The organism is Janthinobacterium leeuwenhoeki (genome assembly GCF_051380795.1).
Lineage (GTDB): Bacteria > Pseudomonadota > Gammaproteobacteria > Burkholderiales > Burkholderiaceae_D > Janthinobacterium.
The window spans coordinates 166,295-178,513 of the sequence record NZ_JBNYXT010000006.1 but is presented as its reverse complement, the minus strand read 5'-3'; the positions used below and the strand labels follow the sequence as shown (position 1 = coordinate 178,513).

Annotated in this window: 13 protein-coding genes; 6 read left to right on the top strand and 7 right to left on the bottom strand. The window is 63.0% G+C overall.

The genetic code is table 11. The annotated features are described in order from the left end of the window. Positions 1-8: 8 nt before the first annotated feature. A complete protein-coding gene (gene bfr, locus ACQ4WS_RS08000; RefSeq protein ID WP_010401839.1) occupies positions 9-485 on the bottom strand; it encodes a bacterioferritin in 477 nt (158 codons plus the stop codon). Between the two features lie 423 nt (positions 486-908). Between bfr and ACQ4WS_RS07995 the strand changes: the two genes are divergently transcribed. Further along, positions 909-1,589, top strand: a complete 681-nt coding sequence (locus ACQ4WS_RS07995) for a Fe2+-dependent dioxygenase (protein ID WP_436475180.1) — start codon at positions 909-911, stop codon at positions 1,587-1,589. Positions 1,590-1,737: 148 nt separating this feature from the next. Here the strand turns inward: ACQ4WS_RS07995 and ACQ4WS_RS07990 are convergent, their stop codons facing one another. Next, on the bottom strand, positions 1,738-2,439 hold the full coding sequence (locus ACQ4WS_RS07990; RefSeq protein WP_436475178.1) for an energy transducer TonB: 702 nt from the start codon (positions 2,437-2,439) through the stop codon (positions 1,738-1,740). 17 nt (positions 2,440-2,456) lie between these two features. Beyond that, positions 2,457-2,672 carry a (2Fe-2S)-binding protein gene (locus tag ACQ4WS_RS07985; protein ID WP_436475177.1) on the bottom strand — a complete coding sequence of 72 codons (216 nt, stop codon included), beginning with the start codon at positions 2,670-2,672 and terminating at the stop codon, positions 2,457-2,459. Between the two features lie 412 nt (positions 2,673-3,084). On the opposite strand from ACQ4WS_RS07985, the gene ACQ4WS_RS07980 reads away from it, so the two are divergent. From ACQ4WS_RS07980 to ACQ4WS_RS07965, 4 genes are all read left to right on the top strand, one after another. After that, on the top strand, positions 3,085-3,369 hold the full coding sequence (locus tag ACQ4WS_RS07980) for a FeoA family protein (RefSeq protein WP_436475176.1): 285 nt from the start codon (positions 3,085-3,087) through the stop codon (positions 3,367-3,369). A gap of 2 nt (positions 3,370-3,371) precedes the next feature. Further along, positions 3,372-5,273 carry a ferrous iron transporter B gene (feoB, locus tag ACQ4WS_RS07975; RefSeq protein WP_436475174.1) on the top strand — a complete coding sequence of 634 codons (1,902 nt, stop codon included), beginning with the start codon at positions 3,372-3,374 and terminating at the stop codon, positions 5,271-5,273. Positions 5,274-5,282: 9 nt separating this feature from the next. Next, a complete protein-coding gene (locus ACQ4WS_RS07970) occupies positions 5,283-5,558 on the top strand; it encodes a DUF6587 family protein (protein ID WP_436475172.1) in 276 nt (91 codons plus the stop codon). Positions 5,559-5,630: 72 nt separating this feature from the next. Then, entirely contained in the window at positions 5,631-5,792 is a 162-nt protein-coding gene (locus ACQ4WS_RS07965) for a hypothetical protein (RefSeq protein ID WP_436475170.1), read from the top strand. 47 nt (positions 5,793-5,839) lie between these two features. Here ACQ4WS_RS07965 and nagZ read toward each other — a convergent pair whose 3' ends face one another. The 4 genes from nagZ to ACQ4WS_RS07945 all read right to left on the bottom strand — a co-directional run bounded on the left by nagZ (position 5,840) and on the right by ACQ4WS_RS07945 (position 11,342). Further along, positions 5,840-7,381 carry a beta-N-acetylhexosaminidase gene (gene nagZ / locus ACQ4WS_RS07960; RefSeq protein WP_436475168.1) on the bottom strand — a complete coding sequence of 514 codons (1,542 nt, stop codon included), beginning with the start codon at positions 7,379-7,381 and terminating at the stop codon, positions 5,840-5,842. A 181-nt stretch (positions 7,382-7,562) separates the two neighbouring features. Beyond that, positions 7,563-9,173, bottom strand: a complete 1,611-nt coding sequence (locus tag ACQ4WS_RS07955; protein WP_436475166.1) for an FMN-binding glutamate synthase family protein — start codon at positions 9,171-9,173, stop codon at positions 7,563-7,565. Positions 9,174-9,274: 101 nt separating this feature from the next. Beyond that, positions 9,275-10,288, bottom strand: a complete 1,014-nt coding sequence (locus ACQ4WS_RS07950; protein ID WP_436475164.1) for a M48 family metallopeptidase — start codon at positions 10,286-10,288, stop codon at positions 9,275-9,277. Between the two features lies 1 nt (position 10,289). Then, a complete protein-coding gene (locus tag ACQ4WS_RS07945) occupies positions 10,290-11,342 on the bottom strand; it encodes a YjgN family protein (protein ID WP_436475162.1) in 1,053 nt (350 codons plus the stop codon). A gap of 164 nt (positions 11,343-11,506) precedes the next feature. Between ACQ4WS_RS07945 and ACQ4WS_RS07940 the strand changes: the two genes are divergently transcribed. Beyond that, a complete protein-coding gene (locus ACQ4WS_RS07940; RefSeq protein WP_436475160.1) occupies positions 11,507-12,178 on the top strand; it encodes a glutathione S-transferase in 672 nt (223 codons plus the stop codon). Positions 12,179-12,219 lie beyond the last annotated feature (41 nt).

Genomic DNA, 12,219 nt, shown 5'->3' with positions numbered 1-12,219 from the left:
GCGAAAGATTACTCTTCCACGGCCATCTGGCTTTGCAGGTAATTCTGGATGCCGACCTTGGCGATCAGGTCGATCTGCGTTTCGAGCCAGTCGATATGCTCTTCCGTGTCTTCCAGGATCATCAGGAACAGGTCGCGCGAAACGTAGTCGCCCGCTTTTTCACTGATGGCGATGCCTTCCTTGACGGTGGCGTGCGCGGCGCGTTCCAGCTTCAAGTCGCATTCCAGCATTTCCGGCGTGTTCTCGCCGATCAGCAGCTTGTGCAGCGCTTGCAGGTTCGGCAGGCCGTCGAGCATCAGGATGCGGTCGATCAGCTTGTCGGCGTGTTTCATTTCCCCGATCGATTCTTCGTATTCCTTCTTGCCCAGCTTTTCCAGGCCCCAGTGCTTGTACATGCGCGCATGCAGGAAGTACTGGTTGATGGCCGACAGTTCGTTGGTGAGCTGTGCGTTGAGCATGCGGATGACTTCTTTATCGCCCTTCATGGGATTTCCTTTGTTCTGTGTTGCGTTCGATGATGAAACCGCAGGCTGCTGGCGTTCACTGCCGGGTGGCGCAAGGCTGCCTGGTGGCGCGCAGGTTGCCGGTTTCGCTATGCCCGCATGATAGCGCAAAATATGGGCATTTTTTGCTGCGAAACGGTGTTTTTCCGTCTTTTTAACGTAAATATCGTGCGAATAAAACCCATTCTCAAATGGGTTGCCGCATTTTTCCGTTTTTTATTTGTTAAGGAAAATGAAGGCCATTCTCATTCGCGTTCATGCCGTCTGTCGTGCATGTCCGGCGGGCCTGGGCTGTCGCATGGAAACGGCGCACAATGTTTGCGACATTCTTGCCTTTACGTATACTTGGCCGCCGGTGGCGATGCGATAATCACGCAGCGATGTTTACTGAAAAAGGATAGCAAGATGATGCTGCATATACCCGGCGTGCTGACACCGGAACAGGTGACGCATTTTCGCCAGCGCCTGGCGCAGACGGACTGGGTCGACGGACGCGCCAGCGTCGGGGCGCAAGGGGCGCAAGTCAAGCGCAACCGCCAGCTGGCCGAAGGTTCGCCGCTGGCACTGGAGCTGGGCGAAATCGTCAGCCGCGCGCTGATGGCCAATCCGCTGTTCTTTGCCGCCGTGCTGCCGCTGCGCATCCTGCCGCCATTCTTCAACAGCTATGCGGGCGGCGAGCACTATGGCCTGCATATCGACGGCGCCATCCGCACGCCGAAAAACGGCATGCAGTCGATGCGCGCCGACGTCTCGTCGACCGTGTTTCTGAGCGAGCCGGACGAATACGAAGGCGGCGAGCTGGTGGTGGTCGATTCCTACGGCACGCATGAGGTGAAATTGCCGGCCGGCGACGTGATCGTGTATCCGTCGAGCAGCGTGCATCAGGTGCTGCCCGTCACCAGCGGCGAGCGCATCTGCTCCTTCCTGTGGACGCAAAGCATGGTGCGCGAGGACTGGAAACGCAGCATGCTGTTCGAGCTCGATCAAAACATCCAGAGCGTGCGCGGCGAGCATGGCGATTCGCCCGCGACGGTGGGCTTGACGGGGCATTATCATAATTTGCTGCGGATGTGGGCGGAGATGTAACGGGCAAAAAAAAGTCTGCCTGGCCCGGGGATGGTGGCTGGCAGACTGAAACAAGCAGTTGCTTGACTGGTACAGAAAACAGGGCGCAGCAAGCAAGGCATTGGTGCGGTGCTTGCGGGCTGGCAGCGGCGCCGTGGCCGCCGGAAGTCTAGCTCAGTTGGAAGGTCAGTGGCACGAGCACGTACACGGGCACGGGCTTGCCGTTTTCGATCATCGGCTTGAACAGCGCGCGCTGGGCGGCCTGGCGGCCTGCTTCATCGAGGTTGTTGTAGCCGGTCGATTTCTGGATCAGGATTTGCTCCGGCAAGCCCTTTTCATTGATCAGGATGCGCAACACCACGGTGCCGGACTCGCCCAGACGGCGCGACAGATTCGGGTAGATCAGTTGCGGCGCCTTGATGTATTCGACGCTGCTGACGGTGCGCGGCGTCGACGGCGCTGGTGGCGTCGGCGATGGTGCCGCTGGCGCTATCGGCGCGGCAGTGGCGACAGGCGCCGCTTCGGCGCGCGTCGGCTGCGGCGGCGTGATCGTCGGTTCGCTCGGCGCCACGGCGATCAGCGGCAGCGGCGGGATCACGGCGCGCGGCACGGGTGCGCTCAATTCCACGGTTTTCGGCACGGACGGTGCCGGCGGCTTGGGTGGCGCCGGCGGGGCGATGATGCTGATGGTGGTAATGGTCGGCATGGCCGCCGTGACCACGCGGCTCAAGAGGCCGCTCTGGATGGCGTAAAAGCCGGCGATATGCAGGACGACGATGGCCATCAGCGGCGCGAACTTGTTACGCTTCTTGTCGAAGTCGGCAAATTGCTGCACGGCCTGCACCGTTACGGGCGGGGGCATCATCGTCATGGCATTCATCGCTTTCTTTAGTTTGTCAGTACAGCTCGCATCAATACGGTTTCTTGCAGCACCACCGTGGCGTTCAGGTGCTCGTTCAGCACTTCCCGCGCGCAGGTGTGGCATTTGCCGCAGCAGGTGGCCACGCCCAGGTCGCGGCGCAGTTCGGCCATGCTGGACAGGCCGAGATCGACGGCTTGACGGATTTCACGATCAGATATGTTGTTGCAGACACATACAATCATTGATACACCTTCTGGCTGGAGTATGAACAGACACTAGTGCTGAGAAGCATTGTTGCTAGTGTTTTAATGAGAATCATTATCATTACGTTTCATTGTCGCGCAAAGTGGGGGACAATGCAAGCGATTTTGCTCAAGTGTGCGGCGCCTGGCTGCCTTGCGCCGCAGCTTGATCTGCGATTCGCGCGCATGACGCAGCCCTTGATGGGGGCGGCTCTCCGGGCTAAATAAAAACTATTCGCATTCATGTTTATAATGCTGGTATTGTCTCGGACGGTCGCCGTCTGGACAGATGGAAAGGCCGCTTGTCGGTAATGCGCAACAGTGGCGTTTTACCTTACAAACCTGGGAGCAGTGCAAGGCGCCGCGCGCCGCAGCCTGTATCAGGTGTTCTTAATTTGAACGGAATTTGCTCATGACTCTAGTTCCACCCTTGATGACGCTCGATGCGCTGGCAGTCGGCCAGAGCGGCACGGTGTTGCATATCACGCCCCACACGGCAGGACAGACGGAGGACGGCGTCGACCTGGCCCGCCGCTTGATGGAGCTGGGATTCGTTCCCGGCGAACGACTCCGCATGCTCAAGCGCGGCATGCCCGGTGGCGATCCGCTGGCCATCAAGGTCGGTAATGCCACGTTTGCACTGCGCCGCTTCGAAGCGGCGCTGATCACGATTCAACCGCTGCTTCAACCGGAATAACCATGGGTGCTGTCGAAACTATCGTCGATGCGGGCGTGCACAAGCCGCCGCATCAGCCACAAATTGCCCTGCTGGGCAATCCGAATTGCGGCAAGACCGCCCTGTTCAACCGTTTGACGGGCGCGCGCCAGAAAGTGGCGAACTACGCCGGCGTGACCATCGAGCGCAAGGAAGGCCATTTCACGTCGCCCGCCGGCAAACCCGTACGTGTGCTCGATCTGCCGGGCGCCTACAGCCTGTCCGCCACCACGCCAGATGAAGCCATCACGCGCGACGTGGTGGGCGGCTTGCGCCGCGGCGACCCGCGTCCGGACGCCATCATCTGCGTCGTCGATGCCACCAACCTGCGCCTGAATCTGCGCCTGGTGCTGGAAGTCAAGCGCCTGGGCCTGCCCATGCTGCTGGCGCTGAACATGACGGACGTGGCGCGCAAGCGCGGCATGTTGATCGACACGGCCAAGCTGGCGCAGGAACTGGGCATGCCCGTGGTGGAAACCGTGGCGGTGCAGCACGATGGCGAAAAAGCCTTGCTGAACGCCATTGACGCCATGCTGCCGCTGCCGGCCGTGGACGCCAAACCGCTGGCGGCCATCGATGCCGTCAGCGTCGAAGAAACCCAGCGCGAAGTGCGTCGCATCCTGGCCGCCGTCAGCAATGACGCGGGCGACAGCGGCAACCTGACGGAAAAGATCGACGACGTGGTGCTGCACCCCGTGTTCGGCCCCCTCATCCTGGCCGTGCTGATGTTCCTGATCTTCCAGGCCGTGTTTGCCTGGGCCGCCACGCCGATGGAAATGATCACCGATGGCGTGGGTCATCTGGGCGCCGTGCTGACGGCGAACATGCCAGATGGTCACCTGAAAAGCTTGCTGGTGGAAGGCATCATCGGCGGCGTCGGCAGCGTGCTGGTATTCCTGCCGCAGATCCTGATCCTGTTCTTCTTTATCCTGAGCCTGGAAGACTGCGGCTACCTGCCGCGCGCGGCCTTCCTGCTGGACCGCATGATGGGTGGCGTGGGCTTGTCCGGCCGCGCCTTCATCCCGCTGCTGTCGAGCTTTGCCTGCGCCATTCCCGGCGTGATGGCGGCGCGCACCATCCAGAACCCGCGCGACCGCCTGGTCACCATCATGATCGCGCCGCTGATGACGTGCTCGGCGCGCCTGCCCGTGTATGCGCTGATCATCGCCGCCTTCATCCCGGAACGCCAGGTATGGGGCTATCTGAGCCTGCAAGGCCTGGTGCTGTTCGTCCTGTACTTCGCCGGCATCATCTCGGCCATGGCCGTGGCCTGGGTCATGAAGCGCGGCATGGGCGTGCGCGGCAACCAGCCGCTGATGCTGGAACTGCCGGCGTATCACTGGCCGCATCTGCGCAACCTGGCCGTCAGCCTGTGGGAGCGCGCGAAGATCTTCCTCACGCGCGTCGGTACCATCATCCTGAGCCTGATGATCATCCTGTGGTTCCTCAGCACCTTCCCCGGCCCGCCGGACAACGCGATCCATCCGCCGATCTACTACAGCCTGGCCGGCATCCTGGGCCGCGGCCTGGAAGTGATCTTCGCGCCCATCGGTTTCAACTGGCAGATATGCATCGCGCTGGTGCCGGGCATGGCGGCGCGCGAAGTGGCCGTTGGCGCTCTGGGCACCGTGTACGCCCTGTCGCAAACGGGCGACGCGCTGGCCAGCACCCTGGAACCGCTGATCGCCCATTCGTGGTCGATGGCCACCGCGCTGTCCTTGCTGGCCTGGTATGTATTTGCGCCGCAGTGCCTGTCGACCCTCTCCGTGGTGAAACGCGAGACTGGCGGCTGGCGCTATCCGCTGCTGATGGCCGGCTACATGTTCGCCCTGGCCTACGCCGCTTCGTTCATCACGTATCGCGTCGCCCTGATGCTGGGCGCCTAGGAGCACACCATGTGGCAAACCATTATCGTCGCCCTGATCGTCGCAGCCGCGCTGCTGCATTTTTCGACCAAATATCTGCCGGCGGGTGTGCGCCGCGCCATCGTGCGCGGCCTGGTGCGCTGCGGCCTCGATGAGGCGAAGATGTCGACCTTCTTCAAGGTGGCGCCGGGCTGTGGCAGCGGCTGCGGTTCCTGCGGCTCCTGCGACAGCCCGCCGCCGCCATCCGCCACGCCGCCGGCCGACGGCAGCAGCAAGCGCGTGATCCTGATGCAGGTGCAGCGCTAGGGCCTGTATTTCAGTCTAGCCACGGGCGCGCCCGTGGGCTACACTGGGTTTTCCGCATGGCAAGGAGTGGCAATGGCGATACTGTTGATCTTCATGTTTTTGTTTGCGGTCGCCACCTGGCTGCTGGCCAGCCGGCGCGGCCGCCACGGAGGACTCTGGTTCGGCATCGGCCTGTTCCTCGGGCCCTTTGCCTTGCTGGCGGTGGCGGCCCTGCCGCCCGTCGTGCGGCCTTGAACGACAAAAAACCCGCTGCTGCGGGTTTTTTTACGCTGGCGCTGCACTTACGCCTTGCCCGCCAGCTTTTCCACCACGGGCACCAGCGCGGCCGGGCGGCAGCCGAAGGCGGCAAGGCGGCCTTGCGCGTGCGGCGCCAGGTCCAGGTCATAGGGCAAACGGCCCGCCACCAGCCATAGTTTATCTTGCGGCAGGGCCTCGATGAGGCGGCGCTGGCCGTCGACGAACATGGCGTTATACGTTTGCAGCACGATCTGCTGCGCGCCTTGCGCAAAGGCGATGGCCGCATTGACCTCTTCGTCCAGCGCTTCGGCCGACAAGGCGTACTCGCGCACGTCCAGGCCCGCTTCCAGCAGCGCCGGCAGCATCGAGCTGCGTGCTTCCTTGTTGCGGCCCAGCGCCACTTCGTCGATTTCGCTGCGCGAGCGCACTTCCACCGTCAGCAGGGTCACGGGCAGGCTGGCGTCGAGCGCGCGGTAGTCGCCCTGTACGCGCAAGGCGGCCTTTTGCAGCAGCTGCGACAGGGCCATGGAGGCCGGCTGCATCAGCGCCGGTGGCGTGACGGGGCGGGTGCGCCAGTCGCGCACGGCGCGGTTGCGCTTGAGTTCAGCCACGCGTGCACAAGCCGCGTCGATGCGGGAGATCGCAATGTCACCGCGCTCCACGGCGGCGATGACGGCCTCGATGGCGGCCGTCTGCTGCGCTTCGCGGTGCGAGATGAGGACGATGTCGGCGCCCGCCTGCAAGGTGGCGATGGCGCCCTGGGCGATGCCGATGCCGTCGGCAATGGCCGCCATTTCCAGGCAATCGGTGATGACCACACCCTGGTATTTCAACTCGCCGCGTAGCAGGTCCGTCAGCACGCCTTTCGACAGGGTGGCCGGCACGCTGGTGTCGGCTTCGAAGGCGGGGAAGACCACGTGCGCCGTCATGATGGCGTCCACGCCGCCGGCAATGGCCGCGCGGAAGGGCGCCAGTTCCACGGCGCGCAGGCGTTCCTTGTCGTGCGGGACCAGGGCCATGGCGTAATGCGTGTCGATGGCCGTGTCGCCGTGGCCGGGGAAGTGTTTGGCTGTCACGGCCACGCCGCTGGCGCGCTGGCCGCGCATGGCTGCCATGCCGTAGGCTATGACGGTGGCGGCATCCTCGCCGTACGCGCGCACGCCGATGACAGGGTTGTTGCGGTTGTTGTTGACGTCCAGCACGGGGGCCAGCAGCAGGTTGATGCCCACCTGGCGCATTTCATCGCCGCTGATCTGGTTCATGCGTTCGCAGTCTTCGATGGAGCCGGCCGCCTGGAAGGCCATCGCGGCTGGAATCGGCGTGACGCCCTGCTCGATGCGCATCACCATGCCGCCTTCCTGGTCGATGGAGATGAGCAGCGGCGTGTCGGACACCTCCGCGTTGATTTCCTGCAGTTCGCGGCACAGGGCCGACACTTGCGCGGGCGTGTGCACGTTGCGGCGGAACAGGATCACGCCGCCCACCTTCTTTTCGCGTATCAAGGTCTTGATATGCTCGTCCGCCTGCAGGGCGTCGAAGCCCACCATGAACAGCTGTCCTACTTTCTCGCGCAAACCCTGCTCCATGCTGCAACTCCTCCGGTATTTATTTTGACGACGGCATACGTATTCTGGCACCGTGGTGGCGCGTCTGGGCGATCACCGGAAAAGCTGCCTGCGTTTTGTATTTGTTTTGGTATTGTATTGGATTTGGGTTTTTGCGCAAGTGGTTATTAAGTGGTATTGCTCCACTTGCGCAATGCAGACCTCAATCCAGGCGCTGGAACGATGCCGATTGCGCCTTCGGCCAGTACAGGCCGAACACGGGCGGCAGCTGCGGCAGCTGGCTCGGGTCGAGCAACTGGCCCGCGTCGAGGAAGGGCAGCAGGGCCGACGCCAGTTTGACCTGGTTCGGCGAGATGCGCCGCACCAGGTGATGCGGACGCAGTTCCTGCGGATGCGCCAGGCCGGCGGCGGCGATCAGTTCGGCCAGCGCCTTCATGGTGTTCTGGTGGAAGTGCGCCACGCGGGCGATCTTGTCGGAGACCACCAGGGCGCGCTGGCGCTGCGGGTCTTGCGTGGCCACGCCCGTGGGGCAGCGGTCCGTGTGGCAGCTTTGCGACTGGATGCAGCCCAGCGCGAACATGAAGCCGCGCGCCGAATTGCACCAGTCGGCGCCCAGTGCCAGCAATCGGGCGATGTCGAAAGCCGTGATGATCTTGCCCGAGCAGCCGATCTTGACGCGCTCGCGCAGGTTGGCGCCCACCAGGGTGTTATGCACCAGCACCAGCGCTTCCTGCAGCGGCGTGCCTACGTGGTCCGTGAATTCCAGCGGTGCCGCGCCCGTGCCCCCTTCGCTGCCGTCGACGACGATGAAGTCGGGCGTGATGCCCGTTTCCAGCATGGCCTTGACGATGGCGAAAAATTCCCATGGGTGGCCGATGGCCAGTTTGAAGCCGGTCGGCTTGCCGCCGGAGAGCGTGCGCAGGCGGTCGATAAAGTGCAGCATTTCCAGCGGCGTGGAAAAGGCGCTGTGCGCGGCCGGCGAGACGCAATCCTCGCCCACCATCACACCGCGCGTGGTGGCGATCTCGATCGTCACTTTTGGCCCTGGCAGCACGCCGCCGTGGCCCGGTTTGGCGCCCTGCGACATTTTCAGCTCGATCATTTTTACCTGCTCCGAGCTGGCGTTGGCGATGAAGCGCTCCTCGGAGAACGTGCCGTCCTGGTTGCGGCAGCCGAAATAGCCGGAGCCGATTTCCCACACCAGGTCGCCGCCGTTTTCACGGTGATAAGGACTGATGCTGCCTTCGCCCGTGTCGTGCATGAAGCCGCCGCTGCGCGCGCCGCCGTTCAGGGCCAGGATGGCGTTGGCCGACAGGGCGCCAAAGCTCATCGCCGAGATATTGAAGACGCTGGCCGAGTACGGTTTTGCGCGGGGGCAGTCCGGATGGTTGCCGATCTCGATGCGGAAGTCGTGGCCCGTGACTTTGGCGGGGGCGATGGAATGGTTGATCCATTCGTAGCCCGCCGCATACACGTCGATCTGGGTGCCGAACGGGCGCTTGTCCGTCTGCTCCTTGGCGCGCTGGTAGACGATGCTGCGCTGGCTGCGCGAGAACGGCGTCGCCTCGCTGTCGCTTTCCAGGAAATACTGGCGGATTTCGGGGCGGATGCTCTCAAAAAAGAAGCGGAAGTGCGCGAGGATGGGGTAGTTGCGGCGCAGGGCGCGCTTGGTTTGCAGCAGGTCGCTGATGCCGACCAGGGTCAGCGCACCGGCCAGCAGGGGCAGCCAGTAATGATCGTAGTAAAACAGGGACAGGACAAAGATGGCGGCCGTCGCAATGAAGGCCAGGTAGCGAAATGGTACTAGGTGCATGGGCACTCCGGTGAAGTCAGACTGATAAAGCCGAGTCTACCTTCGATTCGCGCAACGTGCTGGTGGGAAAGAACGCGGCGCCCACTGGACGCCGCGCAGGATTACTGCTGTGCGGCGCGGATGCGCTCGACCCGTTCGGCGCTGGCCGGATGGCTCGACAGGTACGGCGTGCCCTCGTCCAGCTTGCCCAGGGCGACAAACACCTGCGCCAGGTGTTCCAGCGGGATGCCGTTCTGGCGCAGCATGGCGATCGCGTAGTCGTCCGCGTCGCGTTCGACATCGCGCGAATACTTCAAGTCCAGCAGCAGCGGCGGCAGGGTCGCCACCACCGTCGAGACGTCGCCGAACAGCAGCGCGGCGCCGGCGCCCACGGCCGAGGTCTGGATGATGCGCCGCGTCAGGTGGCGCTGCTGCAAATGCCCCAGTTCATGCGCCAGCACGCCCATGATGGCCTGGTCGTCCGGTAGCAGTTCGATCATTTCGTCCGTCAGCACGATGTCGCCGGACGGCAGGGCAAACGCGTTCGGACCGATCTTGCTCTTGCGGAAAACGATGCGGTGCCCGGGCGTGCTGTCGCCGGGCGTGGCCAGGCGCGCGAACCGGGCGCGCAAGGCTTGCTGGCGCGCGCCATCGAGCTGGCTGGGCGCGAATACATGGCGGTCCAGCATATCGAGCACGCCCTGGCCCAACTGCCGTTCGACCGACTGCGGCAAGGCATACGCGATGCCCTTGGCCGCCAGCGGCAGCAGGTATTGATAGCTGAGCCACAGGGCCACGATGGTGGCCACGGTGGCCAGCAGGGCGCCGCGCCAGCTTTGCTGCAGCCGCACCACCCAGCCGTCACGGTGGCCCGTGTCGTGCAGCAGGCTGTTGAAGGCCGTCTGGTCGGCGATTTCCAGGTAGGCGCCATCGGCAAAACTGACCTTGCGCACGGCGTGGCTGCTGCGTTCGGATACATGCAGCTCGCCCAGCGGGCAGCTGCGCTCGATGTCGCCGGCCAGCACGGCCTGGCCATCGCGCACGCTGAGCGTCACGTGGTACAGGCGCGAAGTCTGGCCGTCGAAATAGCGCGCGGGCACGGGGGCCGCGCCCGGCGCGTGGTGATCGGGCGTCATGCTACAGCGACAGGTCGAAGTCCAGCAGGTCGACCATGCCTTCGCCCGTGGCCGATACTTGCTGGCCCGTGGCGGCGACAAACTCGTCCAGGCTGCCATGCACCAGCATCGAGGTCGCTTCCAGGCGGTATTTCAGCCAGCGCACATGGGCGAATGGCGTAAACAGGCCCAGGGTGACGACGATGCCCAGCAGATTGCTCAGCATGACGAAGGTGGTGCGGCCCCATGTCAGCTGCGACTGGAACTGGTGCTGCTGCAAGCGCGTATGGTTCCAGATCAGGTTCTGAATCATGGTCAGGAACAGCGGCAGCACGGTGAACGCCCACAGGTACAAGGCGCCGATGGCAAACAGCAGGCTGCCAACCTTGGTCTTGTCATTCGCATTCGCCGCAAACGAGGCGAACACGCTGCCGAAGACGACGAAAATCAGCACCAGCAAGCCGCCCAGCAGCAGCGCGAAGAACAGCAGATAGGTTTTGTAGAAGCTGCCGACCGTGGCGTCAAAGCTGAAATGGGTGGCGCCGAAACGGCTTTGCGTGTGCTGGAAGCGCTTCAGGCGCTGGTGCAGGAAAGGCGTCATCAGGCCGCCCGTGAAGGTATTCAGGATGGGCAGCCACAGGAAGTATTTGTAGGCTTCCCTGGCGCTGCCGTCAAAGCCGAAGCGGATGCCGCGGTAGCTGGTGTTGTACAGCTTGAATTGCAGGCTTTTCCAGACCAGCCACGGCAGGACGGCGGCCAGCAGCACGAACATCAGCAGGCCGACGATGGGCGAAACCTGGAAGGCGATGTTGTAGCCGGCGATCAGCACGACGGCGGCGATGCGGCCTTTCAGGATGGCGACGGCGTTGCCATGGTATTCGAAGCTGCCGCCCGCCAGGTGGGTGCTCGAATAGAAATAGCGGTTGCGGCGCACCTTGGCCCAGGCGGAATAAATGCCCAGGGTGACGATGCTCAGTAGCAGGTTGACGATCCAGATACGGAAGTATTCGCTGCCGGTGGCGCTGAAGGTGATGGCTTCGCGTTGGGGGCTGGTGTTGTTGACATCGACATGCACGTGGAAATTCCTTACTTATTGGAAACAAAACAAGATAAGGGAAGATTGAAAAGTTATCAATTGAAAATACTGTTTCTCGCAATTTTTTTGCCGATCCGTTGGCGCCGACCCGATCCGGCCGTCCCGGCTATACTGGAACTCAACCATCGCCTAACGGGAAAACCATGATCGTCGTCCACCATCTGAACAACTCGCGCTCGCAGCGCGTGCTCTGGCTGCTTGAAGAGCTGTGCCTCGACTACGAGGTCAAGCGCTACCAGCGCGACCCGAAAACCATGCTGGCGCCCGCCTCGCTGAAGGCCGTGCATCCGCTGGGCAAGTCGCCCGTGATCACGGATGGCGCCAACACCATCGCCGAATCGGGCGCCATCATCGACTATCTGGTCGAGCGCTACGGTAATGGCCGCTTGATACCGGCGGCGGGCACGCCGGAGAAGCTGCGCTGGACCTACTGGCTGCATTTCGCGGAAGGCTCGGCCATGCCGCCGCTGCTGATGAAGCTGGTGTTCGACAAGGTCGAATCGTCGCCGATGCCGTTTTTCGTCAAACCGATTGCGCGCGGCATCGCCAACAAGGTCAAGAGCAGCTTCATCCTGCCCAATATCCACAGCCAGCTGGCCTACATGGAAGCGGAGCTGGAGAAGACCAAATGGTTTGCCGGCAATGAATTCACGGCGGCCGACATCCAGATGAGCTTTCCGCTGGAAGCGGCGGCCATGCGCGGCGGACTCGACGAGCGCCTGCCGAAGCTGACGGCGTTCCTGCAGCGCATCCACGCGCGCCCGGCCTACCAGCGGGCGCTCGAACGTGGCGGGCCCTACGATTTCGCCAAATAAGGGGCATTCAAGGGCTATGTGCGGGGAAGCATACGGTAAAA